This window comes from Micromonospora cremea (genome assembly GCF_900143515.1).
Classification (GTDB): domain Bacteria; phylum Actinomycetota; class Actinomycetes; order Mycobacteriales; family Micromonosporaceae; genus Micromonospora; species Micromonospora cremea.
Window position 1 is genome coordinate 1,217,174 of the sequence record NZ_FSQT01000002.1, and the last position, 25,740, is coordinate 1,242,913.

The 25,740-nt window shown below is 72.3% G+C and carries 23 protein-coding genes and 2 pseudogenes; 14 read left to right on the plus strand and 11 right to left on the minus strand.

Annotated features, from left to right (window positions below):
• Positions 1-30 precede the first annotated feature (30 nt).
• Together BUS84_RS18945 and BUS84_RS18950 are read left to right on the plus strand one after the other, a co-directional pair.
• A complete protein-coding gene (locus BUS84_RS18945) occupies positions 31-312 on the plus strand; it encodes a hypothetical protein (RefSeq protein ID WP_074314346.1) in 282 nt (93 codons plus the stop codon).
• A 58-nt stretch (positions 313-370) separates the two neighbouring features.
• Positions 371-745 (plus strand): VOC family protein, encoded by a 375-nt coding sequence (locus BUS84_RS18950; protein ID WP_074318926.1) that lies wholly within the window; start codon positions 371-373, stop codon positions 743-745.
• Between the two features lie 119 nt (positions 746-864).
• On the opposite strand, the gene BUS84_RS18955 is transcribed toward BUS84_RS18950, so the two are convergent.
• Both BUS84_RS18955 and BUS84_RS18960 read right to left on the minus strand, forming a co-directional pair.
• Positions 865-1,242, minus strand: a complete 378-nt coding sequence (locus BUS84_RS18955; protein WP_208869696.1) for a four-helix bundle copper-binding protein — start codon at positions 1,240-1,242, stop codon at positions 865-867.
• Positions 1,243-1,607: 365 nt separating this feature from the next.
• Positions 1,608-2,450, minus strand: a complete 843-nt coding sequence (locus tag BUS84_RS18960; protein ID WP_143728460.1) for a DUF4253 domain-containing protein — start codon at positions 2,448-2,450, stop codon at positions 1,608-1,610.
• 330 nt (positions 2,451-2,780) lie between these two features.
• Here BUS84_RS18960 and BUS84_RS18965 point away from each other — a divergent pair, with 330 nt between their 5' ends.
• The gene (locus BUS84_RS18965) at positions 2,781-3,293 is read left to right on the plus strand and encodes an NUDIX domain-containing protein (RefSeq protein WP_074314350.1); all 513 of its coding nucleotides are present in this window, start codon (positions 2,781-2,783) and stop codon (positions 3,291-3,293) included.
• Here the strand turns inward: BUS84_RS18965 and BUS84_RS18970 are convergent.
• Positions 3,290-3,589, minus strand: a pseudogene (locus BUS84_RS18970) (hypothetical protein); the annotation flags it as partial. The gene BUS84_RS18965 and the pseudogene BUS84_RS18970 overlap by 4 nt on opposite strands.
• 11 nt (positions 3,590-3,600) lie before the next feature.
• On the opposite strand from BUS84_RS18970, the gene BUS84_RS18975 reads away from it, so the two are divergent.
• Complete coding sequence (locus BUS84_RS18975; RefSeq protein WP_084757521.1) at positions 3,601-3,822, plus strand: site-specific integrase; 222 nt, start codon at positions 3,601-3,603, stop codon at positions 3,820-3,822.
• A gap of 20 nt (positions 3,823-3,842) precedes the next feature.
• Here the strand turns inward: BUS84_RS18975 and ychF are convergent, their stop codons facing one another.
• The 3 genes and pseudogenes from ychF to BUS84_RS18990 form a co-directional block, all read right to left on the minus strand.
• Complete coding sequence (ychF, locus tag BUS84_RS18980) at positions 3,843-4,928, minus strand: redox-regulated ATPase YchF (RefSeq protein WP_074314352.1); 1,086 nt, start codon at positions 4,926-4,928, stop codon at positions 3,843-3,845.
• A 94-nt stretch (positions 4,929-5,022) separates the two neighbouring features.
• Complete coding sequence (locus BUS84_RS18985) at positions 5,023-5,757, minus strand: Type 1 glutamine amidotransferase-like domain-containing protein (protein WP_074314354.1); 735 nt, start codon at positions 5,755-5,757, stop codon at positions 5,023-5,025.
• Between the two features lie 342 nt (positions 5,758-6,099).
• Positions 6,100-6,528, minus strand: a pseudogene (locus BUS84_RS18990) (hypothetical protein); the annotation flags it as partial.
• 137 nt (positions 6,529-6,665) lie between these two features.
• Between BUS84_RS18990 and BUS84_RS18995 the strand changes: the two are divergent.
• From BUS84_RS18995 to valS, 9 genes are all read left to right on the plus strand, one after another.
• Complete coding sequence (locus tag BUS84_RS18995) at positions 6,666-7,175, plus strand: SigE family RNA polymerase sigma factor (protein WP_074314356.1); 510 nt, start codon at positions 6,666-6,668, stop codon at positions 7,173-7,175.
• Positions 7,172-7,621 (plus strand): hypothetical protein, encoded by a 450-nt coding sequence (locus BUS84_RS39060; protein ID WP_074314358.1) that lies wholly within the window; start codon positions 7,172-7,174, stop codon positions 7,619-7,621. The genes BUS84_RS18995 and BUS84_RS39060 overlap by 4 nt, the downstream gene beginning before the upstream one ends.
• A 374-nt stretch (positions 7,622-7,995) precedes the next feature.
• Entirely contained in the window at positions 7,996-9,366 is a 1,371-nt protein-coding gene (locus tag BUS84_RS19005) for an FAD-binding oxidoreductase (RefSeq protein ID WP_074314360.1), read from the plus strand.
• Positions 9,367-9,435: 69 nt separating this feature from the next.
• Positions 9,436-10,917 (plus strand): DNA-3-methyladenine glycosylase 2 family protein, encoded by a 1,482-nt coding sequence (locus tag BUS84_RS19010; RefSeq protein ID WP_074314362.1) that lies wholly within the window; start codon positions 9,436-9,438, stop codon positions 10,915-10,917.
• A complete protein-coding gene (locus tag BUS84_RS19015; RefSeq protein ID WP_074314364.1) occupies positions 10,914-11,423 on the plus strand; it encodes a methylated-DNA--[protein]-cysteine S-methyltransferase in 510 nt (169 codons plus the stop codon). The genes BUS84_RS19010 and BUS84_RS19015 overlap by 4 nt, the downstream gene beginning before the upstream one ends.
• A 37-nt stretch (positions 11,424-11,460) precedes the next feature.
• Positions 11,461-13,326 (plus strand): ABC transporter ATP-binding protein, encoded by a 1,866-nt coding sequence (locus tag BUS84_RS19020; RefSeq protein WP_074314366.1) that lies wholly within the window; start codon positions 11,461-11,463, stop codon positions 13,324-13,326.
• Complete coding sequence (locus BUS84_RS19025) at positions 13,323-15,200, plus strand: ABC transporter ATP-binding protein (RefSeq protein ID WP_074314368.1); 1,878 nt, start codon at positions 13,323-13,325, stop codon at positions 15,198-15,200. Before BUS84_RS19020 ends, BUS84_RS19025 begins: the two co-directional genes overlap by 4 nt.
• A gap of 120 nt (positions 15,201-15,320) precedes the next feature.
• Positions 15,321-16,895, plus strand: coding sequence for a trypsin-like serine protease (locus BUS84_RS19030; protein ID WP_074314370.1), 1,575 nt, complete (start codon positions 15,321-15,323; stop codon positions 16,893-16,895).
• A gap of 165 nt (positions 16,896-17,060) precedes the next feature.
• Positions 17,061-19,676, plus strand: a complete 2,616-nt coding sequence (valS, locus tag BUS84_RS19035; RefSeq protein ID WP_074314372.1) for a valine--tRNA ligase — start codon at positions 17,061-17,063, stop codon at positions 19,674-19,676.
• Positions 19,677-19,736: 60 nt separating this feature from the next.
• On the opposite strand, the gene BUS84_RS19040 is transcribed toward valS, so the two are convergent.
• From BUS84_RS19040 to BUS84_RS19060, 5 genes are all read right to left on the minus strand, one after another.
• Positions 19,737-20,381, minus strand: coding sequence for a hypothetical protein (locus BUS84_RS19040; RefSeq protein WP_074318928.1), 645 nt, complete (start codon positions 20,379-20,381; stop codon positions 19,737-19,739).
• Between the two features lie 93 nt (positions 20,382-20,474).
• Positions 20,475-21,185 carry an ABC transporter permease subunit gene (locus BUS84_RS19045; RefSeq protein WP_074314374.1) on the minus strand — a complete coding sequence of 237 codons (711 nt, stop codon included), beginning with the start codon at positions 21,183-21,185 and terminating at the stop codon, positions 20,475-20,477.
• Between the two features lies 1 nt (position 21,186).
• The gene (locus tag BUS84_RS19050) at positions 21,187-22,098 is read right to left on the minus strand and encodes an ABC transporter ATP-binding protein (RefSeq protein WP_074314376.1); all 912 of its coding nucleotides are present in this window, start codon (positions 22,096-22,098) and stop codon (positions 21,187-21,189) included.
• Positions 22,098-23,003 (minus strand): ABC transporter permease, encoded by a 906-nt coding sequence (locus BUS84_RS19055; protein ID WP_074314378.1) that lies wholly within the window; start codon positions 23,001-23,003, stop codon positions 22,098-22,100. Before BUS84_RS19055 ends, BUS84_RS19050 begins: the two co-directional genes overlap by 1 nt.
• Positions 22,996-23,910, minus strand: a complete 915-nt coding sequence (locus BUS84_RS19060) for an ABC transporter ATP-binding protein (RefSeq protein ID WP_074314380.1) — start codon at positions 23,908-23,910, stop codon at positions 22,996-22,998. Before BUS84_RS19060 ends, BUS84_RS19055 begins: the two co-directional genes overlap by 8 nt.
• Positions 23,911-24,150: 240 nt before the next feature.
• Between BUS84_RS19060 and BUS84_RS19065 the strand changes: the two genes are divergently transcribed.
• A complete protein-coding gene (locus tag BUS84_RS19065; RefSeq protein ID WP_074314382.1) occupies positions 24,151-25,665 on the plus strand; it encodes a glycosyltransferase family 2 protein in 1,515 nt (504 codons plus the stop codon).
• Positions 25,666-25,740 lie beyond the last annotated feature (75 nt).

Consider the following 25,740-nt stretch of genomic DNA (forward strand, 5'->3'; position numbering starts at 1 on the left):
ATCTCCGTCAGCGGAAACGAGGTGCCCGCCATGAGCAGACGGACCGGCCTGGTCGTCCGGGCACTGTCGGTGATCCTGTTGATCGTGGGCCTACTCGTGAAGGGAGCCAACGACGGCACGGCCTACTGGATCGGCTGGTTGCTGGTGGCCCTCGCCTGGGTGGGCGTCATCGTCGCCGGCATCGGCTCGAGCCGCCGCGCCGCACGCGAGAACGCCCGACTGCGGGCGGCACTACTCGGCGGCGAGGTCCCACCGAGAGCAGACGTACATCCTGAGCGTCCTCGCGTCGACGACGACCGCCCGGACCGGTGACCCCGGCCCGCTGGTGGGCGCCCTGACCATGTCGTACCCGGCGGGCACGATGCGGAGCATGTCTGAGCCATCTCCGCACCGACACCACGCCATCGACTACGTGGAGCTCACGGTCACCGACCTCGACCGGGCCAAGCGCTTCTACGCCGAAGCGTTCGACTGGCAGTTCAACGACTACGGGCCGGGGTACGCAGGCATCCGCAGCCCGCACGGTGACTCCGCGGCCGAGGTGGGCGGTCTGCGCGCCGACCAGGAGGTCCGGACGGGCGGCCCGCTCGTGCTGCTCTACTCGACCGACCTGGACCGGTCCGTGCAGGCGGTGGAGGACGCCGGCGGCCAGGTGGTGAACGGGCCGTACGAGTTCCCCGGTGGCCGCAGGTTCCACTTCACCGACCCCAGCGGCAACGAACTGGGCGTCTGGTCCGAGCTGTAGCGGGCCCGGACGGCGGACCGATCGCTACCAGCGGCACTGTCTTGTGCCCGCTGTGCCCCACACTGGCAGAAGCGGACGGCATCTGGTCGGCCTGGTCCTGCGCTGGTCAGCCGGAACTGTCAGACGGCAACGGCGGCCATCTGGGTGCACGAGTCCGCGCACCGACGGCACTGCTCGGCGCAGCGCATCATCTGTTCGTCTCCGCTGAACTGCGCGCAGTCGACCGCGCACGCCTGGCAGATCTGAGCACAGATACGCGATATCTCCGCGTTGAACCGCGACCCGCGCGCCATGAACGCCGCCGCCGTCCGGCATATCGCCGCGCAGTCCACCATCAGCTTGATGTGCTCGGCCTCGACGTGCCGGCCACCTTGATGCAGGCAGTAGGACAACGTCTCTTCACAGATCCGCAAACATTCCAACGCGTCGGTGATCGCCCGGTCCATCACGGCCTTGGTCATGCCTTGCGGCGCCATCTCGAAACCGACCTCCCTCACACAGGGTCTCGTCAACGCTGCGGGGTACCCGGCCCCGGCTTGGCTAACCGGGATCGGAATCGGAAGCACGAGTCATGGCTCGTCCAGCCGGAGGCGCCCCAGAGCGAGACACCTACCCCTGGCCTGCGGGAACGGCCGGATTCAGACGTTGAAGCGGAACTTAGAGCCGCTGTCCTGCTACCAGCGGGAACGCTCGTCCGCGCGTGCTCACACGGCGTCTCGGGCTGCCATCGCTGGTGGCTGCTTGACGACGTTTGACGGTGTCTTGTGCCCCCTGTGTGCCCCACACTGCCAGGAGCCCGGCCGCCCCCTCGACGGCCACGAAAGTTACCCGACCAGCTCGCCGCTTGCACTCGCCGACCTGGTCAGGGGCGGTCGTGCAGGAACCAGGCGTCGCTACGGGTTAGCGCGAGCGCGAGCTCCCAGGGATTCGATTCGAGATTGCCGGCTAGCGCCAGGATCTGGAGGGCAAGCTGCCACGCCTGCTCACCCAGAGCCGGCTGCCTGTCGACCACGAACTGCAGCATCGTCCGCCAGGACGCCACGAGTTCGGCTCCCCACTGCTGCTCCCATTGGCGGATCGCAGCCGCGAGTCCCTCCGGCCCCTGTGGTCGGAGGGCTCCGAAGTAGCTGAGCCAGGCGGGGGTCAACCACTGCCTCGGGGTCGGCAACAGCACAAGCTGCACCCCCTCGGGAGGCGTGTACCAGTTCCGGGTGCCGACCAGGCTCGCCGCTGTCCGCCAAACCCGCTCGACCGCGGCAGGGTCGGTCAACAGCCTCTCCCAGGTTAGACGTTCGACCGCCAAGAGTGTCGTTGGCAGAGTCACGTCCCGACCCACCTGCTGGGCGAAGTCCTCGCCGAGCCGGAGGGGCAACCACAGGTGCAACTCCTCGCGGTCGAGCGGCGAGTCTGTGCCCCACCAGCGATAGACCGTCCACGGGTCGACTGTCTGGGCCGCCTGGTCGAGGGCTTCAATCTCTTCGCTGGTCGGGTCGTGCCATTCCTCGTTCACACCGGTGAGAACGGGCCACCGGCCGATCTCGGAAACCGCCGCTCGAGCCGCCCGCCAGGCGGAAAGAAGCTGACTCTGCTCGATGCCGGTGACCACCCACGTCTGGCCCAGGCCCTCCTTAATCGGAAGCCCATCCAGCACCGTCCCCCGCAGCGCAGCGGCGATCTCATCTGGGTCCTCCATCACCCTCGTCACGCCGCGACCGTAGCCCACACCGCCGACACCGTCCGTCCTGGACAACGATGCCGCCTGCCAGCGGCACACCCGTCAGATCCGGTGGCGCACACCTGCTCAGGCCGGCGCGGCCCCTTCGGTGTGAACGCGGGTACGGGGCAGCGTTGTGTGTCATCCAGTGCCGTCTTGCACTGTCGAGGTCCGCGACACGGGCGCGCATCGCGGCATGGCCGAACCGCCGGCGATGGGCTGCCACGACCCGTAGTGATCGAATCGCGGCAGAGATCCGGACGTCTGGGTGCCCCCTTTGGCTGGAGCGAGCTTGTCCTACCCCTCTGCTCCAATCCCGTCATGCATGTCGTCGTCACAGGCGCACTCGTTGAAAACGGCGCGGTCCTGCTAGTACACCGCAGGCCGACCAAACGGGCATACCCAGATGTCTGGGATCTGCCCGGGGGGCAGGTCGAAGCGGGTGAGTCGGAACTACAAGCCCTCGCGCGTGAGATGCACGAGGAGCTCGGTGTTCACATTGTGGCGGAGTCCGCTTCACGGTTGGGCGTCTTGCATGCCGGCAGTGGTGAGGACGCCCTTCACGTGGGCGTCTGGCAAATTGGAGACTGGGTCGGCTCTCCGACCAACCGTGCACCTGACGAGCATGACGACATCGCATGGGTCGGGATCAGCGAGCTGGGCGGCCTTCCCCTCGTGCATGGCGTCTTGGCGGCAATGGTTCGTTCTCTGCCTGAGTTCGAGTGCGCTCGCAGGCACTCAGATGTCACCGACTGCAACCAGGACGACCGAAGAACCAAGGCCGACTGTCATGCATGTGCTGGGACGGATTCGTCAAGCAGGTGGCGGGACTAGACACGCCGGCAGCCGGCTGCGTCCTTCACCGGGTGATGCTTGACGTCGGCCGACGACAAAGCCGCGGGCTTGCTGCCGTTGGCGGTGGTGGCCGGCTTCTTGGCCGGCTTGCCCTGTGCCGGGAGGGTGATCGTCGGTGCGTCGACGTCCGGCAGGTCCAGGGCGGTCGGCACCGTCAGCGGTGCCTGCTCGACCGTCGGGGTGGCCGGGTCGATCACGTCGACCAGCGGCGACCCCACGGTCGCGTTCAGCACCTCGCGGCGCTTGATGTCGAACCGCAGGTACGCGGCGTTGCCTACCGGAGAGCATCACGACCCACGACCTACGCCACCACTACGCCTCGGTACTGCTGATGCAGGGCGAGTCGGTCATCGTGGTCGCCGAGCGGCTGGGGCACGAGAACGCAACCCTGGTCCTGTCGACGTACGGGCACCTGATGCCGGACTCGGAGGAGCGCACCCGACGCGCCGTCAATGAGGCGTGGGGTTGTGCCCCCGGTGTGCCCCAGAACGAGGTTCCAACGTCTTGAGCTGCGGTAACGGGCCGGATTCAGACGTTGAAGCGGAACTCCACCACGTCGCCGTCCTGCATGACGTACTCCTTGCCCTCGATGCGGACCTTGCCCGCCGCCTTGGCCGCCGCCATCGAACCGTGCTCGACCAGGTCGTGGTACGAGACCACCTCGGCCTTGATGAAGCCGCGCTGAAAGTCGGAGTGGATGACGCCCGCGGCCTCCGGCGCGGTGGCGCCGACCGGGACGGTCCAGGCCCGCGCCTCCTTCGGGCCGGCGGTCAGGTACGTCTGGAGCCCGAGGGTGCGGAAGCCGACGCGGACGAGCTGGTTGAGGCCGGGCTCGTTCTGCCCGATCGACTCCAACAGCTCGCGGGCCTCCTCCTCGGGCAGGTCCACCAGCTCGGATTCGATCTTGGCGTCCATGAAGACGGCCTCAGCGGGGGCGACCAGAGCGCGCAGCTCGTCGAGGAACGCCTCGTTGGCCAGTTCGGCCTCGTCGACGTTGAAGACGTACAGGAAGGGCTTGGTGGTGAGCAGGTGCAGCTCGCGCAGGTGCTCCAGCTCGATCTTGGCGGCGGCGGCCCCGGCGTACAGGGTGGTGCCGCCGTCGAGCACCTCGATGGCAGCCTTCGCGGCGGCGACCGCGGCCAGGCGGTCCTTGCGGAGCTTGGCCTCCTTCTCCAACCGGGGCAGCGCCTTGTCCAGGGTCTGCAGGTCGGCGAGGATCAGCTCGGTGTTGATCGTCTCGATGTCGTCGGCCGGGGAGATCTTGCCGTCGACGTGCACCACGTTCGGGTCGGAGAAGGCCCGCACCACCTGGCAGATCGCCGAGGCGTCCCGGATGTTGGCCAGGAAGGCGTTGCCCCGACCCTGCCCCTTCGACGCGCCACGGACCAGGCCGGCGATGTCGACGAACGACACCGGCGCCGGCAGAACCTTCTGCGAGGAGAAGATCTCGGCCAGCTTGCCCAGCCGCTCGTCGGGCAGCCCGACCACGCCGACGTTGGGCTCGATGGTGGCGAACGGGTAGTTCGCCGCCAGCACGTCGTTCTTGGTCAACGCGTTGAAAAGCGTGCTCTTGCCGACGTTGGGCAGGCCGACGATGCCGATGGTGAGACTCACGACGGGCCAGCTTACGCCGGTGCTGGGCGGGCCGGTCCACGCGGCTCGGTTTTCGACTCCGGCGGACCCGTGCCAGCGGGGCGCCGGCCGGCCGTCAGCCGAGCAGGCGTGGGGCGATGACCGCCTCGCGGACGCTGCCGTCCGCGCCGCGGCTGACCTCGTACGCCGAAACGCCCTCGCGGTCCGCGACCGCCTCGACCAGTCGGGTGCCCCGGTAGACGAGCCCGACCCCGTCGTCGGTGCAGTGGCTGGTCGGCAGAGTCTCGTCGCCGACCAGCTCGTGCATCAGCGGTCGCCGCTGGCCCTCGCTGTCGTAGTGCACCCCGTTGCCGTACGGCAGCCAGCCCAGGCCGTCGGTGAAGCCGCGCAGCCGCGGGCCGAAGCTGTCGGTGGCGCCACCCACATGCCAGCAGATCGAGCCGGCGGAGACGCCGCCCAGCACCACGCCGGCCTGCCAGCACTCGTGCAGGATCTCGTCGAGCCCGTGCACCCGCCACAACGCGACAAGGTTGGCCACGCTGCCGCCGCCGACCCAGATCACGTCCTGGGCGAGCAGGTGGGCGCGGACGTCCTCGACGTTCGGCATCGGGAACAGGGCGAGGTGCGACAGCCGGAAACGGGTGTCGGCGAACGCGCCGTAGATGGCCGTGAACGAGGTGGGCTGGTCCCCGACGGCCTGCCCGAGGTAGCAGATGCGCGGCTGCGGGCCGGCGTCGGCCAGCTCCGCGGCCAGCTCGAACACCGGGCCGGGGCGCAGGTCGGTGGGGCCGCGGTCGCCCCGGAAGAAACCCATGCTGGTGGCGAGGATGGTCGGTTCGCTGGCGGGCATGCGGGTCCTTCCGTCGGTGCGGGACGGCTCTCATCCTGCCGCAGCCGGCCGCCGGCCGATCACCCCGCCCGGGGCGGCCAGGCCAGGCCAGGCAGGACGCCGGCCCACTCAGCCGGCGCGTCGCTGACGGGGCACCAGGGCCATCGCCCCGGCGATCCTCCCGGTCGGCTCGCCGCCGCCCGCCCGACCCGACGTGGCCTCGGCGGACGGATCCGACTGGGCCGGTCGGTCCGGCTCCGTCCCGGTGGGATGGCCCTCAACTGGATCGGCGGTGCGCTGGCCCTCGGCCGGCTCGCTCTCCGGCCAGTGACCCGGACGCAGCTCCCCGAACGGCCGTTCCTCCGGGGGCAGTTGCGCGGCGGCGGCGCGGGGCAGGGTGAACCGTTCGGCGGCGGCCGGGCCGGCCCAGACCGACTCGCGCAGCATCCAGCGCACCTCGTCGGCCGTCCAGCCCAGACCCGACCGGACGGCGATCTCCCGAACCAGCCGCCGGCCGACCCTCGTGTCGTCGTCGTAGAAGCGCATGCACCAGTGGTGCGTCCACATGCCCAGCGCACGCAGGCCCGCGTCGTCGAGCGAGCGGGCCAGCCGGCCACAGGCGGTGTCGGCGAAGGCCCGCTCGGCGTCGGCCGCCCGGTCCCGCTCGATCGCGCCGACGGCGGCCGGCGCCACGGCCCGCATCCGGCGGTAGAAGGACTGCACCACCGCGCGGGGCAGCGGCGGGAACGCGTCCCGTGTCGATGCCGCCGCCCGACCCGCCACGCTCGCCATCACCGCACCCCTTCTTGAGTTGGTGGCCGGACGTTACCCCCCACGACCGACACTTCCGGGCGGAAAAGCCGCTCGGATCATGGATAGCGAGGATGACCTGGGGCGTCTGTACGGGTGACAACGAAACGGGGTGGTGAGTGGACGAGGACGAGCGCGCCCGGTTGGCCGAGTTCGTCGCCAGCCGGACTCCGGCGTTGATGCGGGTCGCGTACCTGCTGACCGGGGATCGCAACGCCGCCGAGGATCTGTTCCAGTCGGCGTTGGCACGGACCATCCCGAAGTGGGGGTCCATCCGGCACGCCGACCCCGAGGGGTACCTGCGCGTGGTGATGTACCGCGAGCAGATCAGCTGGTGGCGGCGACTACGGCGGTGGCGGGAGACGCCGCTCAACCCGGCGGACGAGCCGGTGGGCGCCGATCCGAGCGGCGGGTCGGACGTGCGGTTGGCGATGCGCGCCGCACTGCGCCACCTGCCACCGGCGCAGCGGACGGTGGTGGTCCTGCGCTACTACGAGGACCTGCCCGAAGCGCGGGTCGCCGAGCTGCTCGGCTGCTCGGTGGGCACGGTGCGCAGCCGTACCCACCGGGCCGTCAGCCGGCTGCGCGAGTTGCTGCCGGAGGTCGAATTGCTGGAGGTACGGCGATGACCGATCCCTTCGAGCACCTCATCCGCTCCACCCTCACCGACCTGGCCGAGGAGGCACCGATCGTGCATGACCAGTTGAGCCGAGCGGAACGGCGGGTGCGCAACCGACGCCGGGCCACGGTGACCATGGGGGCGGTGGGCACCCTCGCGGCCGTCCTGATCGCCGCCCCGTTCGCTCTCGCCGGGACCGGGTCGGACCAACCCCGGCCGGCCGCGCCCAGCCCGGCGAGCCCTTCGGTCGGGCCCAGCCTGCCCGCGCCCACCCCCTCCGGGCCGGTCGTCGTACCCAGCCCGCCCGGCGTGCCGAGCCCGGCGAGTCCGACGATCGTGCCGACTCCGCTCGGCCCGCCCGGCGTGCCCGGCCCACCCGGCGTACCGACGCCGGCGCGACCGACGGTCGAGCCGAGCCCGCTCGGCCCGCTCGGCGTGCCGAGCCGGGCGAGCTGATCAGATCCGGTCAGATCGGGCGGCTTCTCCGCCCGATCTGACCGGCCGGCCGCCGTCGGCTCGGGACGTGGCGGATCTGCACCGACGACGTCGGCAGCACGATCCGCTCGATCGACCCATCGCTCTCCAGCTCCTTGGAGCCGCTGGGCGAGGCCTTCGGTCCGAGATCCCGGTCACCATCGCGCGGTATTCCCCGGACCGGCGGGCTCCCGCACCCCGGCGAGCCGGAGCAGTAGCCAAGCCTGGTTTGCCGGGGCCGGTACGACCGCCCACTCTTGGGCCATGACCGATCACGGACACCGGCCCGCCTCCGGCCTGATCCTCGACCCGCCTGTCGTGCCGGCGGTCGGCGAGCAGGTGCGGGAGGGTCAGCGATGAGCCGCGCCCTGGCCCGGGTGCCCGACTCGCTCACCGGTCAGATCGTCACACCCGGCGACCGCAGGTACGCGCAGCTGCGCTCGACGTACACCACGACGGCGTCGCCGGCCGGCGTCCTGCTGCCGAAGAACACCGCGCAGGTGGTCGCCGCGATCCGCTACGCGCGCGAGCAACGGCTGCCGATCGCCGTCCGCAGCGGCGGACACGGTCTCTCCGGCGCCTCCTCCAACAACGGTGGCCTGGTCATCGACCTGTCCATGCTCAACCGGGTGCAGGTTCTCCACGAACGGTCCGGGCTGTTCCGGGTCGAGGCCGGCGCGCGCTGGGCGAACGTCGCGAAGGCGCTGGCGCCGTACGGCCTGGTGATCAGTTCGGGTGACCACGGCAACGTCGGCGTCGGCGGCCTGGCCACCGGCGGTGGCGTCGGCTGGCTGGTCCGCTCCTCCGGCCTCACCATCGACCGCGTCCGTGCCGTGGAGGTGGTGCTCGCGGACGGGACGCTGGTGCGCGCGGACGCGGAGCACGAGCCGGAGCTGTTCTGGCTGGTCCGGGGCGCCGGCGCGGGGGCGGGGATCGTGGTGGCGTTCGAGATCGAGGCCACTGAGCAGCGCAGCGTCGGGGTGGCGCAGCTCGTCATCGAGGCGCACCCGGACGGCCGCACCGTTCGGGACTGGGCGGGCTACCTGGCCCAGGCCCCCCGAGAGCTGTCCGCGGCCGCCGTGCTGTTCTCGGAGGGACGGTCGGCCCTCATGTCCATCACCGCCGTGGTGGCCGCCGAGAGCCTGCGCCGGGCCCGGCCCCTGGTCGAGCCGCTGCTGGCCATCGGGAAGGTGCTCGAACACCGGACCGACCTGCTGCCCTACCCGACCCTGGTGCCGACCGCACACCTGCACCCGAACGTCGGGCAGCAGCGGGGCACGACCACCAACGGTTTGTTCACCGAGCTGGGCGACGCCGCCGCGCGGGCGGTGACGCGGGCGGTCACCGGACCGGGGCGGGCAGTCATCCAGCTCCGCTCGCTGGGCGGGGCGGTCAACGACGTCGCCCCCGAAGCGACCGCCTACCCGCACCGGCACCAGAACACCCTGGTCATCGCCTCGACGTTCCCTCCGCAGAGCGGCGCGGCGTTGGACGCCGCCTGGCGGAGCGCCGCCGGCCGGGCCGACGGGTCCTACGTCAACTTCGAGAGCCGGCCGGACCCGGCGGCGTTCGCCCGGATCTACCCGGGTGAGACCGGTGCCCGGGTACGGCGGCTGTGGCGGCGGTACGACCCGGACGGCGTGTTCCGGCCGGCCCTGCTCACCGGCCAGCCGACCCGATCCGGCCAGTCGACCCGATCCGGCCAGCCTCATCGGCGCCGCCGCTGAGCCGCCAGCGCACGGCCACGTCCGATTCCCGCCAGCCGACAGCCCGCGGAGCGGAGCATCATCGGTGACGTGGAGATGGACTTCGAGCGGTGCTACCGGGCCGTGGACAGCCGTGACCAGCGGTTCGACGGCTGGTTCTACACCGGCGTGACGTCGACCGGGATCTACTGCCGGCCGTCCTGCCCCGCGACCACGCCCAAGCGACAGAACGTCCGGTTCTTCCCGTCCGCCGCCGCGGCGCAGGGCGCCGGGCTGCGCGCCTGCCGCCGCTGCCGGCCGGACGCCGCACCGGGCTCGCCCCAGTGGGACGTCCGCGCCGACGTCGTCGGCCGGGCGATGCGACTGATCGCAGACGGGGTGGTCGACCGGGACGGCATCCCCGGGCTGGCCGCCCGGCTCGGCTACACCGAGCGGCACCTGCACCGGATGCTGCGCGCCGAGATGGGTGCCGGTCCGCTCGCGCTGGCCCGGGCCCAACGGGCGCAGACCGCCCGGGTCCTGATCGAGACGACCGGCCTCGGGATGGCCGAGATCGCGTTCGCCGCCGGCTTCGGCAGCGTGCGGCAGTTCAACGACACGGTCCGCGAGGTGTACGCGATCGCCCCGTCCGAGCTGCGGGCGGCCCGCGGCCGGCACCAGGCGCCGGTCGGGGCGGGAACGATCACGCTCCGGCTGGCGTACCGTCCGCCGCTGCACGCCCGGGCGCTGCTGGACTTCCTCTCGGTGCGGGCGCTGCCCGGGGTGGAGGAGGTCCGCGACGGGACGTACCGCCGTGGGTTGCGGTTGCCGCACGGCGCCGGCGAGGTGGCGCTGACACCGGCGGACGGGCACGTGGCGGCGACCCTGCGCCTGGCCGACCTGCGCGACCTGGCGCCGGCGGTGGCCCGTTGCCGCCGGCTGCTCGACCTGGACGCGGACCCGGTCGCCATCGACGCCACACTCGCCGCCGACCCGGCGCTCGCCCCGGCGGTCGCCGCCGAACCCGGCATCCGGGTACCCCGCGCGGTGGACGGCTTCGAGCTGGCGGTCCGCGCCATCGTCGGCCAGCAGGTCTCGGTCACCTCCGCCCGCACCACCCTCACCCGCCTGCTGGCCGCCCGCGACCGCGTCGATCATGAGGTTGGCGGGTCGGACGGAGATCGAACCCCCGGTCAACCTCATGATCAACGCGGTCTCCGCGGGTTTCCCAGTGCGGAGGAGGTGCTGGGGGTGCCGGATGAGGGGTTCGGGATGCCGGTCGGGCGGCGGGAGACGGTGCGCGCCCTGGCGCGGGCGGTGGCCGACGGGGAGCTGGACTTGGCGTCGGGCGGTGACCGCGAGGAGACCGTCCAGCGGCTGCTGGCGCTGCCCGGCATCGGCCCGTGGACCGCCGGCTACCTGGCCATGCGCGCCTTCGGCGACCCGGACGTCCTGCTCCCCACCGACCTGGCGGTCCGACGCGGCGCGGCCGCGCTCGGCCTGCCGGACACCGCGAAGACCCTCGACGCGTACGCCGAACGTTGGCGCCCCTGGCGGTCCTACGCCACGATCAGACTCTGGAGAGCGGCATGAGCATCGACAGCACCGTGCTGAACACACCGACCGGCCCGCTGAGCATCCTCGCCGGTCCGGACGGTGAGGTCCGGGCGGCCGGCTTCACCCCGGACCCGGCGGCGCTGCTGCCCCTGGTCCACCCCACCCTGCGGGCGGCACTGCGACCGCGCGCCGACCTCGGCCCGGTCAGCGTGGCCGTCCGGTCCTACCTGGACGGTGACCTCACCGCCATCGACGCGGTGCCGGTGCGGCAGAGCACCGGTGGCGAGTTCATGGCGCACGCCTGGCAGGTGCTGCGCGAGGTCCCGCCGGGCAGCCCGGTCACCTACACCGGGTACGCCGCGCTGGCCGGCCGGCCGCCGGCGGTGCGGGCCGCTGCGGCCGCCTGCGCCCGTAACGCGGTGGCGCTGTTCGTGCCCTGCCACCGGGTGCTGCGTACCGACGGCACGCTCGGTGGCTACCGCTGGGGGCTGGACGTGAAGAAGTGGCTTCTCGGTCATGAGCGGCGGTTGACAACAACCTGACACAAGCATCGACACCCGTTGACGCTACCGTCGGGTAGTGCCTGCGGAGAGCGACGGCGACCCGGCCGCCCGGGTCGCCGCGGGCCCCCACCCCGTGCACAACCTCTGGCGGCTGCGCCGCTACCTGCGCCCGTACGCCACCGAGTTCGCCTGGCTGCTGGTCGCCGGGCTCGCCGGCACCGCGGCCGGGATCGCCGTACCGCTGGTGGTGCGGCGGGTGGTGGACGGGCCGGTGGCCCGGCACGATCCCGCCGGCCTGCTCCAGCTCGGTGGTTTGGCGCTGCTGCTCGGCGTGGTCGAGGCGGTGCTCATCTTCATCCGCCGTTGGGTGCAGTCCTCCTCGGCGGTGGGCATGGAGGCGGCGCTGCGCGCCGACGTCTACGCGCACCTGCAAGGGTTGCCGACCAGCTTTCACGACCGTTGGCAGTCCGGCCAGTTGCTCTCCCGGATCACCAGCGACCTCTCGGTGATCCGGCGGTTCCTCTCCTTCGGCGTCTTCTTCCTGGTGCTCAACCTGACCACCTACCTGGTGGTGGTGCTGCTGCTGATCCACCTGCACGCGGCGCTCGGGCTGCTGGTCGCGGCCAGCGCGGTGCCACTGTTGCTGATCAGCCGCCGGTTCGGCCGGCACTACCACGCCGCGTCCCGCCGGATGCAGGATCAGCAGGGCGACGTGGCGACCCTGGTCGAGGAGACCGCGCAGGGCCTGCGCACCATGAAGGCGTACGGCCGGGGGGTCGAGTTGGCCGCCCGCTTCGCCGGCGGCGCCCGGACGCTGCACGACACCGGCGTGGGCAAGGGTCGGCTGCTGGCCAACACCGCGGCGCTGCTCGACCTGGTGCCCAACCTGACCCTCGGCGTGGTGCTGGTGGCCGGGGCGGCCGCCGCCGCGCGGGGGGCGCTCACCATCGGCGAGCTGGTCGCGTTCGTCAGCCTCCAACTGATGCTCATCTGGCCGGTGCAGTCACTGGGTTGGATCATCGCCAACGGCCAAGAGGCGGCCACCGCCGCCGACCGGATCCAGGAGGTGCTGGACACCCCGCCGCAGATCGTGGATTCTCCCGGCGCGCTCGCCCTGCCCCGCGACGCGGTCCACGGTCGACTCCGTTTCGAACGGGTCGCGTTCCGTTACCCGGGCACGGCCACGCCGGTGCTGCGCGAGATCGACCTGACCATCGAGCCGGGCGAGACGCTGGCGCTGGTCGGTGCCACCGGCTGCGGCAAGAGCACGCTGCTCTCCCTGGTGCCCCGGCTGCACGAGGTGACCGGCGGCCGGATCACCCTGGACGGGCACGACCTGCGCGAGCTGCGGCTCGACTCACTGCGCCGACTGGTCGGGGTGGCGTTCGAGGAGCCCACGCTCTTCTCCATGTCGGTCCGGGAAAACCTCACCCTGGGGCGCCCGGACGCCGGCGACGACGAGGTTCGCGCCGCCCTGACGCTGGCCCAGGCCGACTTCGCGTACGACCTGCCGTGGGGGTTGGCCACCCGGGTGGGTGAGCAGGGGTTGTCCCTCTCCGGTGGCCAGCGGCAGCGGCTGGCGCTGGCCCGGGCGGTGCTCGGTCGCCCGGCACTGCTGGTGCTGGACGACCCGCTGTCCGCCCTCGACGTGCACACCGAGGCGCTGGTCGAGGCGGCGCTGCGGCGGGTGCTGCGGAACAGCACCGCGCTGCTGGTGGTGCACCGGCCGTCGACGATCGCGCTGGCCGACCGGGTCGCCCTGCTCGACGGCGGGCGGATCACCGCGATCGGCCGGCACTCCGAGTTGCTGGCGACCGTACCGGCCTACCGGGCCCTGCTGGCCGCCGAGCCGCCAGCCGGGCAGCCACCGCCGCCCGCGGCTACCGGGCCGGCGACGCCTGCGACGCCCACTGTGGATGGACGGGGGCTGGTGCGTTCGTGAGCGTGCCGGAGCAGGCCGATCCGCCCGGGGAGGAGCCCGAGCTGACCCGCTGGCGCGGGACGGCCACCGACCCGGAGGCCGACCGCAGCCGGGCCGAGGAGAACAGCCCCGAGGCGGTCGCCCGGCTGCGCCGGCACAGCCGGTCACTGCTGGCCGACCTGCTCCGCCCGCACCGGAGGCGGCTCGCCGCCGCGGTCGGCCTCCTGCTGGCCCAGAACGCCGCCGCGATGGCCGGCCCGTACCTGGTCATGATCGGCATCGACCGGGCCATCGCGCCGCTGCGGGCCGGCAACCCCGGCCCGCTGGCCGCCGTCGCCGGGGCGTTCGCCGCCGCCGCGGTGACCGAGTACGCGGCCCGGCGCGGCTTCCTCGCCCTGTCCGCCCGGATCGGCCAGGCCGTCCTGCTGGACCTGCGGCAGCGGGTGTTCGGGCATTTCCTGCGGCTGTCGGTGGGCTTCCATGAGCGGTACACCTCCGGCCGGATGGTCTCCCGACTCACCAGTGACCTCGACTCGATCGCCGAGCTGGTCGACGGCGGGATCGACAGTCTGGTGCTCGCCGGGCTGTCGATCCTGTCGGTGGCCGCCATCCTGCTCTGGCTGGACCTGCCACTGGCCGCGGTGACGCTGCTCGCCTTCCCGTTCCTGTTCTGGCTCTCGCGCTGGTTCGCTCAGGCGTCGGCCAGCGCCTACCGGCGGACCCGGGAGGCGGTCGCGCTGGTCATCGTGCACTTCGTCGAATCGATGCGGGGCATCCGGGCCGTGCAGGCGTTCCGCCGGGAGCCGCGTAACCAGCGAATCTTCGTGGCGCTCGGCGAGGACTACCGGTCGACCAGCCTGCACGCCTTCCGGCTGATCGCCACGTACTCCCCCGCGATCAAGCTGATCGGCAACGTCACGGTGGCGGTGGTGCTCTGCTACGGCGGCTGGCGGGTGCTCGGCGGACGCACCGAGGTCGGAGTGCTCGCCGCGTTCCTGCTCTACCTGCGTCGCTTCTTCGAGCCGATGCAGGAGCTCAGCCAGTTCTACAACTCGCTCCAGTCGGCCACCGCCGCCCTGGAGAAGCTGGCCGGGGTGCTGGACGAGCGGCCGGCGGTCGCCGAGCCGGCCCGGCCGGTGCCACTGCCGACCGGCGCCGGCCGCGGCGAGCTGACCTTCCGGGCGGTCTCCTTCGGCTACCGCGCGGACACCCCGATCCTCGCCGGACTGGAGCTGACCGTGCCGGCCGGGCAGACCGTCGCGCTGATCGGGCCCACCGGCGCGGGCAAGTCGACCATCGCCAAGCTGGTGGCCCGGTTCCACGACCCGGACGCCGGCACGGTCCGGCTGGACGGGATCGACCTGCGCGAGGTCAGCGACGCCGACCTCCGCCGCGCGGTGGTGCTCGTGACCCAGGAGAACCACCTGTTCAGCGGCACCGTGGCGGAGAACATCCGGTTCGGCCGGCCGGACGCCGACGACGCCGCGGTGCAGGCCGCCGCCCGGGCGATCGGCGCGCACGAATTCATCGCCGCACTACCCGAGGGGTACGGCACCCAGGTGCACCGGCGCGGCGGCCGGCTCTCCGCCGGACAGCGGCAGCTGGTCGCGTTCGCCCGGGCGTTCCTGGCCGATCCGACCGTCCTGATCCTGGACGAGGCGACGTCCTCGCTGGACGTGCCGACCGAGCGGCTGGTGCAGCGCGCGCTCGGCACCATCCTGCGGGACCGGACCGCGCTGGTGATCGCCCACCGACTCTCCACGGTGGAGACCGCCGACCGGGTGCTCGTCCTCGACGGCGGGCGGGTCGTCGAGGACGGTCCGCCCGGCCAACTCGCCGACGCCGGTGGCCGATACGCCGCCCTGCACCGGCAGTGGCGGGAATCGCTGTTGTAGCTACAATCACGGCTCGTCGGTCGCACACCGCCCGGTGCGGCCGGCATCGACGACTGGTTTGTTCAGGTCGGGCACCGCCGAACGCACGGGGGAGGGCACGGGGTGCGCACACGGGGACGCATGATCGTGGCTGGGCTGGCCATCGCCGGCCTGATCGGGGCCGCCGTCGCGGTGACCACCGGGGACGGCGCCGAGCGCCCCGCGGTGACCACGGCCGCGGCCGCGGCTGAGGAAGGGCTGGGCAGCGCGACAGCCAGCGGACCGACCGCGCCACCCGGCGCGACCGCCTCCGCTGGAGCCGCGCCCGCCCGGCAGACGGAGACGGAGCCGCAGCGGGAGCCCACTTCCGGGCCGGTGCGCGCCCGACCAACCGAAGTGGTGGCTCAGGCGGCGCCCGCGTCGGTGGCGTACCTGCAGGACCGCTACCGGATCTCCGCGACCGAGGCGGCCCGGCGGCTCGCCCTCCAGGAACTCTCCGCGCCCCTCGCCGCGCGGCTGACCGAGCAGGTCCCGCGCTCGTACGGCGGCATGTGGCTCGACCAGGCGGCCGGCGGCGTGCTCACGGTCGGAGCGACCGACGTCGCGGCGGTCCAGGCGGCCGTGGCCGACGTACCGGACCGGACGCACGTCCGGGTGGTCGCCGTGCGGCACACGCTGAGTCAGCTTGCCGAGGCCGCAACCGGTGTCGCCGCCGCACTCGACGCGTCCCCCGGCTCGGACGTGGTGGTGGACCAACAGGCCAACGAGGTCGTGGTGCTCACCGGCGACCGGATCGCTGCGGACGAACCGCGCCTCGCCGAGGCGCGCCGCGCCGCCGGGGTGCCGACCCGGACCCAGGCCCGGACCCCGGCGACCAACGTGCCGAAGGCGTGTGACCCGCGCTACTGCCCGCAGGCGCCGATGCGCGGCGGCATCCGCCTGGACGTGCCGCGCGACGACGGCAGCGTCGGTGGCTGCACCACCGGCTTCAACCTGATCGTCGGAGTGCGCGAGGCGTACGTGCTGACCGCGGGGCACTGCGTCGTCGGCGGACGGCATCAGCAGGTGGACCGGACCTGGCACCAGTTCCTCGGCCCGAAGGTGCCGGTGAACGTGGAGGCGCCGAACCCGGACCTGGCCGAGAACGCCTACCCGTACGACTACGCGATCATGCCGTACCAGACCGGGGCGCTCTCCCGATGGGCGTACCCGCGGGGCGCCACCGCGGGGCCCAGCCTGGTCAACTACTGGTGCGTTCCGGACAACAAGCAGTGCGCCACCCGCGGCAGCCGGGACGTGCCGATCACCGGCTACGTGCCGTGGAAGGACATCCAGACCGGTTGGGTGGTCTGCGCGACCGGGTCGGCGTACACGCCGAAGGCCGGTGAGCAGTACGTCGACTCCGGCGCCGGGGCCGGCTACGTGCCCGGCACCCGGTGCGGGGAGATCATCGGCAAGAGCAGCGGTGGCATCGACGTCCAGATCTGTGCCAGGCCGGGAGACAGCGGCGGCCCGCTGTTCACCGAGGCCGACGGCAAGGCGCTGGGCATCCTCTCGAACGGCGACCCGGGGCAGGGCGCCTGCACCAACCCGAACGAGAAGAACTTCTACGCCCCGATCTCCACGATCCTGGATCGGGCGAACGCCCGCAGCGGCGAAAGGCTGCGGATCCGGCTGGCCACCTCCGGCCCGGTGGACGGTCCGGTCGCCCGGTGACGTGACCGACCGGCGCAAGCCGGTCGGTCACCGACGATCGACGTGCCGCACCTCGTCCAGCGGTTGCCGGCTCATGAGGGCCCAGCGGAGGCGTCGGCACGAAATCCATCGTGGCACGAGCGTTAACCCGTGGTCCGGCCGTTGGCCCCTGCCTACGATCGCAGGATGACCGATACGGCAAGGACGGCCCGCGCCAGTGTCCCCGAGCGTCCGACCCTGGACGGGCTCGAGGAGACCTGGGCGCACCGCTGGCAGGAGGAGGGCACGTACGCGTTCGACCGCTCGAAGGTGACTGTTCCGGGTCGTGGCGCGGCGTCGGACGCGCCGAGCCGGAATGCTCGCAGGGCCGAGGTGTACTCGATCGACACCCCACCGCCGACCGTATCGGGCGAGCTGCACATGGGGCACGTCTTCTCGTACACGCACACCGACACCACGGCGCGCTACCAGCGGATGCGCGGCAAGGCGGTCTTCTACCCGATGGGCTGGGACGACAACGGCCTGCCCACCGAGCGCCGGGTGCAGAACGTGTACGGGGTGCGGTGCGACCCGGCGCTGCCGTACGACCCGGTGTGGCGGCCGCCGGCGACGCCGATCGACGAGGCGGCGCGCCGCGACCCCACCCCGATCTCGCGGCGCAACTTCATCGAGCTGTGCGAGCGGCTGACGGTTGTCGACGAGCAGGCCTTCGAGGCGCTCTGGCGGAGGCTCGGGCTCTCCGTGGACTGGTCCCTGACGTACACCACGATCGGTCGGGTGGCTCGGGCGACCAGCCAGCGGGCGTTCGTGCGCAACGTGCGCCGCGGCGAGGCGTACCAGGCGGAGGCGCCGACGCTGTGGGACGTCGGTTTCGCGACCGCGGTCGCCCAGGCCGAACTGGAGGACCGGGAACGACCCGGCGCCTACTACCGGCTGCGGTTCACCAGCTCGGAGGGGCGAGAGGTGCTCATCGACACCACCCGGCCCGAGCTGCTGCCGGCCTGCGTGGCGCTGGTCTGCCACCCCGACGACGAGCGGTACGCCGACCTGGTGGGCGGCACGGTGCGCAGCCCGCTGTTCGACGTCGAGGTGCCGGTGTACGCCCATCCGCTCGCCGACCCGGCCAAGGGCACCGGCATCGCGATGGTCTGCACGTTCGGCGACCTGGCCGACGTGACCTGGTGGCGAGAGCTGCGGCTGGACACCCGGGTGGTGATCGGCCGGGACGGCCGGCTGCTCCCCGAGCCGCCCGCCGGGGTGCCGGCGCAGCCGTACGCGGCACTGGCCGGGCAGACCGTCAACAGTGCTCGCCGGGAGATCGCCGGGATGCTCGCCGACGCGGGTGACCTGATCGGCGAGCCGCGCCCGATCACTCACCCGGTCAAGTTCTACGAACGCGGCGACCGGCCGTTGGAGATCGTCTCGACCCGGCAGTGGTACCTGCGCAACGGCGGACGGGACGCCGAGCTGCGGGCGACGCTGCTGGCCCGGGGCGAGGAACTGCACTGGGTGCCGGCGCACATGAAGCACCGCTACGACAACTGGGTGGGCGGCCTGACCGGCGACTGGCTGGTCAGCCGGCAGCGCTTCTTCGGGGTGCCGGTGCCGGTGTGGTACCGGCTCGACAGCGCTGGCGAGCCGGACTGGTCCCACCCTCTCACGCCGGACGAGTCCGCGCTGCCGGTCGACCCGTCCAGCGACCCGGCGCCCGGCTACGACGAGTCGCAGCGCGGCCGGCCCGGCGGCTTCGTCGGCGACCCGGACGTGCTGGACACCTGGGCAACCTCGTCGCTGACCCCGCAGATCGTCGGCGGCTGGGAGACCGACCCGGAGCTGTTCGCCCAGGTCTTCCCAATGGACCTCCGCCCACAGGGGCAGGAGATCATCCGGACCTGGCTCTTCGACAGCGTGGTCCGATCGCACTTGGAGCACGGGGTGCTGCCCTGGCGGGACACCGTGCTCTCCGGGTGGATCCTCGACCCGGACCACAAGAAGATGGCCAAGTCCAAGGGTAACGTGGTCACCCCGCTGGCGTTGCTGGAGCAGCACGGCTCGGACGCGGTGCGCTACTGGGCCGCCAGCGGCAAACCCGGCATGGACCTGGCGTTCGACCCGGCACAGATCAAGGTCGGCCGGCGGCTGGCCACCAAGCTGCTCAACGCGTCGAAGTTCGCGCTCGGGCTGGGCGCTGCGGACGCGCTGCGCGCCCCGGCCACCGCTCCGCTGGACCGGGCCATGCTCGCCGAGCTGGCGACCGTGGTCGCCGCGGCGAGCGCCGCCTTCGACTCCTACGACCACACGGCCGCGTTGCAGGCCACCGAGGCGTTCTTCTGGCGGTTCTGCGACGACTACATCGAGCTGGTCAAGGAGCGCGCGTACGGCACCGGAGCGGCGGCCGACTCGGCCCGCGCGGCGCTGGCCTCGGCGCTGTCGGTGCAGTTGCGGCTGTTCGCCCCGGTCCTGCCGTACGTCACCGAGGAGGTCTGGTCCTGGTGGCGGTACGGCTCGGTGCACCGGGCGCCCTGGCCCACCACACATGAGGTGGCCCGGACGATCGAGGGGACGGGCGAACCGGCGCTGCTGCGGCTGGCCGGCGACGCGCTGAGCCAGGTGCGGCGGGCCAAGTCGGAGCGGAAGCTGTCGATGAAGGCGGAGGTGCCGCTGGCCGAGGCGCTCGGCCCCGCGGCGCTGCTGGACCAGCTCACCCTCGTCGCCGACGACCTGCGCGCGGCCGGCCGGATCGGCAAGCTCGACCTGCTCCCCGACCGCACCCCGGAGCTCGTCATCGCCTGCGCCTTCTGAGCGGCAAGGAAGGGCCTCTTCTTAACGCCTGATGCAGAGGAAGGGGCCCTTCCTGACAGCTCACCAGCCGCGCAGGAAGCGCAGGCCGAGCAGGAACGAGACCACCGCCGGACCGACCAGCAGGGTGATCGCCTGGAGCCGGTACGGCATCCGGTGCCGGGTCAGCTCGACGGCGTTGCCCAACACGATCGCCCCGGCCAGCATCAGGAACGCACCCCACCAGCCGGTCTCCAGGTGGATCAGATCCACCCGGATCAGTTGCAGGGTCAGGCCGAGCAGCGCGCCGGTGAGCGCGAGCAGGGCCACCGCCCGGTGCAGGCCGCGGGCCAACGGGTGGGCCGCCCGCCACAGGTAGGTGCCGGCGACCGCCAGGCAGGGCAGCACCACCAACACCGGCCAGCCCCGGCCCATCACACCGAACATCAGCAGCGCGCCCACCGCGAACACCAGCGTGCCGACGCAGGCGATGACGTACCCGGCGAAGGCCCGGCCCCCGCGCCGGGCCAGCAGCGGCCCACCGCTGGCCGCGATCAGCGCGCCCGGGATCAGGACGAACCCGGCCCACCAGTGGAACCGTCCGCTGCCCTGGGCTGCCGTCGCGACCGTGGCGCAGGCCAGCCCGGCGACGGCCAGGCTGGTCAGCCAGGGCCGGCTGCTGCGGGAGTACGGCTCAGCCAACGACGTCTGCTCCACTTCGACGCTCACGCCCACCAGCCTGGCCCGCGACGCCCCTACCGGTCCATCCGGCCAGCCCTACCGCCGGAGGGTGGCTGGCCGGAACAGCACCTCGCACCGGGTTCAGCTCGTCTCGCCGGCCACGCTGAACGAGCGGAGACGGTCGATGGCCAGCACGGTGAAGCCGACGCTGACCAGCGCGGTCATCACCGACGCCACCGGCACCGACACCGTGGTCTCCATCAGCCCGGTGGGGGCGAGCCGGTCGGCGAGGGCGATCACGTACTGCTGGATGGAGAGCACCTTGGTGCCGCTGACGAAGTTGCCCAGCAGCCCCTCCCAAATCAGCACGTAGACCAGGCCGAGGAGCACCGGCCGCCGGGTGACCAGGCTGAGCGCGAGGAACAGCGCCGAGTACGCCAGCGCGCCGAGCGCCGCCGCGGCGGCCAAGGCCAGACCGAGGCGTACCGAATCGGCCAGCACGCCCGCGACGTAGAGCGGCAGCGCGACGGTGGCCGCGGTGACCCCGGCGGCCACCGCGAGCTTCGGCAGCACGATCTGCCACCGCGGCAACGGCTTGGTCAGGATGTGCACCACCGTGCCGTCGTCGATCTCCGCGCCTAGCACACCGGTGCCGATGATCAGCGACACGACCGGCAGCACCACCGCCAACCCAAGGCCGACCAGCACCGGCGGGCCCCACTCGCCCGGGTCCACCCCCAGCGACCGGCAGAGCACGGCCAGCCCCAACAGCACCAGTGGCAGCGGGAGCAGCAGCAGGAACCGGCGCCGGCCGAACAGCCCGCGCGCGGTGATCCAGGTAATGGTCGACATGTCAGGCCTCCACCAGGTAGGAGAAGACACTCTCCAGGGACTCGTCGGACGGCACCAGCTGGCGCACCCGGATGCCCCGGGTCAGTGCGATCCGGGGCAGCGCCCGGGTGAAGGCACCGTAGTCGCCGGCGCGCACGGTCAGGCCGGTGCGGTCCAGCTCGACGCCGCTCACCGACGGTTCGGCGATCAGCGCGACGGCCAGCGCCCGGTCGTCGGTGGAGCGCACCGCGAAGACGTGCGGGCGGTTGGTCATCAGCCGGCGGATGGTCCGGAAGTCACCGGAGGCCGCCAGTCGGCCGGCCACCATCACCTGCACCGTCCCGGAGACCTGCTCGACCTCCTCCAGGATGTGCGAGCTGAACAGGATGGTCCGGCCGGCGTCGCCCAGGGTGTGCAGCAGCTGCATCATGTGCAGTCGCTGGCGCGGGTCCATCCCGTTGAACGGCTCGTCGAGCAGCAGCACCTGCGGGTCGTGCACCAGCGCGGCGGCCACCCGGGCCCGCTGCCGCATGCCCTTGGAGTACGTGCCGATCCGGCGGTCCTGCGCGGACTCCAGCTCCACCAGGTCGATGGCCCGCCGGGCCGCCGCCGCCGGGTCGGCCAACCGGTGCAGCTTCGCGCTGGCCAGCACGAACTCGTACGCGGTCAGGAAGCCCTGCACCGCCTCGCGCTCACTGACCAGACCCAACCGGCGGTAGACGCTCGGGTTGCGCCAGGTCGGCTCGTCGTCCAGGGTCACCGTGCCCCGCGACGGGGAGAGGAACCCGGCCATCATGTGCAGGAGCGTGGTCTTGCCGGCACCGTTCGGGCCGAGCAGCCCGGTCACTCCCGGCCCGAGGGCCATGCTGATGTCGTTGACGGCGACCACGTTGCCGTACCACCGGGACACCCCGGTCAGGCTCAGCGTGCTCATCAGGAGGCGACCTTCCGGTAGCGGGCCAGCAGGAGGGCGGTCGCGCCGGCGACCAGCAGCAGCGCGGCCAGGGCGTAGACCGGACCGAAGCCGCCGATCGACGGGCCGCCCTGGTCACCCTCCACGAGCAGATCGCCCAGCGACCAGATGCCCACGCCCTGCACCAGGGTGGAGGGCGAGGCCAGCCCGGCCAGCTCGTTGGCCGTACGCGACGGCAGGATGCTCAGCGTGCCCACGATCGGGGTGGTCATCAGGAAGACCGCGACCACACCGCCGGCGGCGAACGCCCGCTTGCCGGTCATCGACGCGACCAGCAGCCCGATCGAGGCGAACACCACCGCCCACAGCCCGGCGTAGAGCAGCCCCGGCAGCAGGTCGAGCAGCTCGTTCCACACCCCGCGCAGGCCTTCCTTGGTGGTGAACGCGGCGCCCAGGAACATCACCAGCTGAGGCCCGCCGAGCAGCAGCCAGAGCGCGGTGATCAGCGCCAGCAGCTTGGCCAGCGCGTAGTCACCGCGCGGCAGCGGTCGGGAGAAGTACAGCGGCAGCACCCCGCTGCGCAGGTCCCGTGAGACCAGCTCCGGCGCGGCGACCGCGACGAAGAAGAGGACCAGCCAGCTCATCGCGTCGGCGAACTGGGCGTACGTGGCGACCGGCTCGCCAATCTGGCTGCGTACGGCGGCCAGTGCCACCGCGACCAGGGTGACGATGCCGACCACCAGCCAGGGGAAGATCTTCGCCTTGGCGCTGCGCCCGAACCCGAACGCGGTGCGCAGCCCGTGCAGGTAGAGCGCACCGAAGACGTGCCGGCGGCCCAGCCGTGGGCCCTCGTAGCGTTGGTAGCCGATGTCGTGGATGACGCCGGTCGGTGTGGAGCGCAGCGCGGCGGTTGACGGCTCAGGCATGGGAGAGCTCCCTCGTGGCGAAGAGTTCGGCCACCCGGTGCCGGCGCTGGTCCAGTCGGTGCAGCGGCAGGTCCAGCTCGGCGACCGCACCGAGGATCAGGTCGTAGGTGCTGTCGTCGGCGAGCGGTACGAGCAGCAGCCGGCCGTCCCGCGCCACCGGCAGGTCGAGCGCGGCGAGCCGGGCGGCGAGCTCCTCCGTGCCCTCGCTGACCTCCACGGCGAGCACGTCGGTCGCCGACGTCATGGCGGAGATGTGGTCGGCGCGCAGCAGCCGGCCGCCGTCGATGGCGATCAGCGTGTCGCAGATCCGTTCCACCTCGCCCAGCAGGTGCGAGCAGACCAGCACGGAGATGCCGAACTCGGTGCCGATGCGGTGCACCAGCGCGAGCATGGCGTCCCGGCCGGCCGGGTCGAGGCCGTTGGTCGGCTCGTCGAGCAGCAGCAGGTCGGGGTCGTGCACCAGCGCCTGCGCCAGCTTGACCCGCTGCTTCATACCGGTGGAGTAGCCGCCGACCGGGCGGTAGCGCTCCTCGTAGAGCCCGACGTGCCGCAGCGCCTCGGAGGCCCGCTCGCGGGCCGCGGTGCGCGGCAGGCCGCTCATCCGGCCGAGGTGGGTGACCAGCTCGGCGGCGGACAGGTCCGGCGGGAGGCAGTCGTGCTCGGGCATGTAGCCGACCCGGGCGCGGACCGCCGCCGGGTCGGCGGTCGGGTCGATGCCGAGCACCGAGACCTGACCGCTGGTCGGGGCGATCAGGCCGAGCAGGATCTTGATCAAGGTGGATTTGCCGGCGCCGTTCGCGCCCACCAGGCCGATGATCCCCGGCTCGACGGCGACGGTGAGGTCGGCGAGCGCGGTGACCCGACCTCCGTACGTCTTGGTGAGCGACTGGGTCGCGATCAGTGTCACGATGCCCAGCGTAGGGAGTCGATGGCCCCCGCGGACACCGGCGCGCCCCCGGCGCTCCCCTGATCCTCGCGGCGGCCGACCCCTAGGGTGCGTTTTTCGGTGCGGGCGACGTTTGCGCCGGTCCCGCGTTCGGCCCGACCCCGCCGCCGGAAAGACCCGGTCCGGGTGGCACGATTCACTACCCGTTCACCGGGCAGTTGTTCCGGGGGATTTACGACCGCCGACGCGGGAGGGATCGTGATGGTCGAGGTGGGCGTCCCCAAGGTGAGTGTCGTCGTGCCGGCGTACAACTGCGGGCCGCACATCGAGAAGCTCACGGCCTCGCTGCTGCGCCAGTCGCTCCCCGCCGACGAGTTCGAAGTGATCTTCATCGACGACGGCTCGACCGACGACACGGGCGAGCGGCTGGATCGACTGGCGGCCGCACACCCACACATCCAGGTGCTGCACACCGAAAACTCGGGCTGGCCGTCGCGGCCGCGCAACCTGGGCATCGAGCGGGCGCGCGGCGAGTACGTCTTCTTCGCCGACGACGACGACTGGTTTGCCGACCAGGCGCTGGAGCGGCTCCACGACTGCGCGAAGACGTACGACGCGGACCTGGTGATCGGGAAGATGGCGGGGCACGGGCGGAGCGTGCCGCGGGAGCTGTTCCGGAAGAACCGCTTCGACGCCACGCTGCAGAACGCCCCGCTGATCGACAGCCTGACGTGTCACAAGCTGTTCCGCCGATCGTTCCTGAACGAGCACGGGCTGCGGTTCCCGGAGGGCGGCAAGCGCCGGCTGGAGGACCACTCGGTGGTGGTGCGGGCCTATTTCCTGTCCCGCCGCACCTGCGTGCTGTCCGACTACACCTGTTACCACCACGCCCAGCGGGGCGACGCGCGCAACGTCACCTCGGCCCTGCTGGAGCCGTCCAGCTATTTCGAGAGCGTGCGCGACGCGCTGGACATCGTGGACGCCAACACCGAGCCGGGACCGCTGCGGGACCGGCTGCACCGGCGTTGGCTGCGCAACGAGATGATCAACCGGCTACGCGGCAAGCGGCTGCTCGAAGCCCCCGAGGACTGGCTGGAGCAGGTCGCCCTGGAGACCCAGAAGGTCATCCAGGACCGGTTCGCCCCCGGCGTCGCCGCCGGCCTGCCGCCGCTGCAGCGGGCCGTGGCGTACCTGACCGAGCGGGGCCGATTCGCGGACCTGCGCCGGCTGGCCCGCTGGGAGGCGGGCATCGCCGGGCACGGCAGGGTGGACGCGCTCCAGTTGGATGACCGGGCCGTCACGGTGAGCGTCGCCGCCGAGATTCGCTCCGCGGACGAGCCGATCGGCTTCCGCGCGGACGACGGGCGCGACGTGCTGGTGCTCCCGGTCGACGAGATCGCCCCCGAGGTGCTCGACTCCACCACGCAGGTGCGCAAGGCCCGGCTGGATGTGGTCGCCCGCCGGCGGGAGACCGGTGACGAGATCTTCCTGCCGGTGACCTTCCAGATCGAGCGGGTCGGCGCACCCGACGGGACGGACTCCGTCCACCTGGTGCACCGGGCCACCACCACGATCGACTTCGGCGCCCTCAACGGCGGCCGGACCCGGGGCAGTTGGTTCCTCAAGGCGCGGATCACCAACGCCGGCTGGACCGAGGACGCCCGTCTGCCGCTGCTGTTCATCTGCCGGGCCGACGGCGCGCCGCCCCGGATCCGGGACGAGCGGAAAATCTGGAACCGGCTGCGTTCGGCGGTGGGTCGCCGGATCCGCCGCTGACCCGTTCGCCCGGGTCGTGGAGTGGCGGCCTCGACCGATCGACGGTCGGCTGCGAAACTGTGTGCCGGTCAGCGA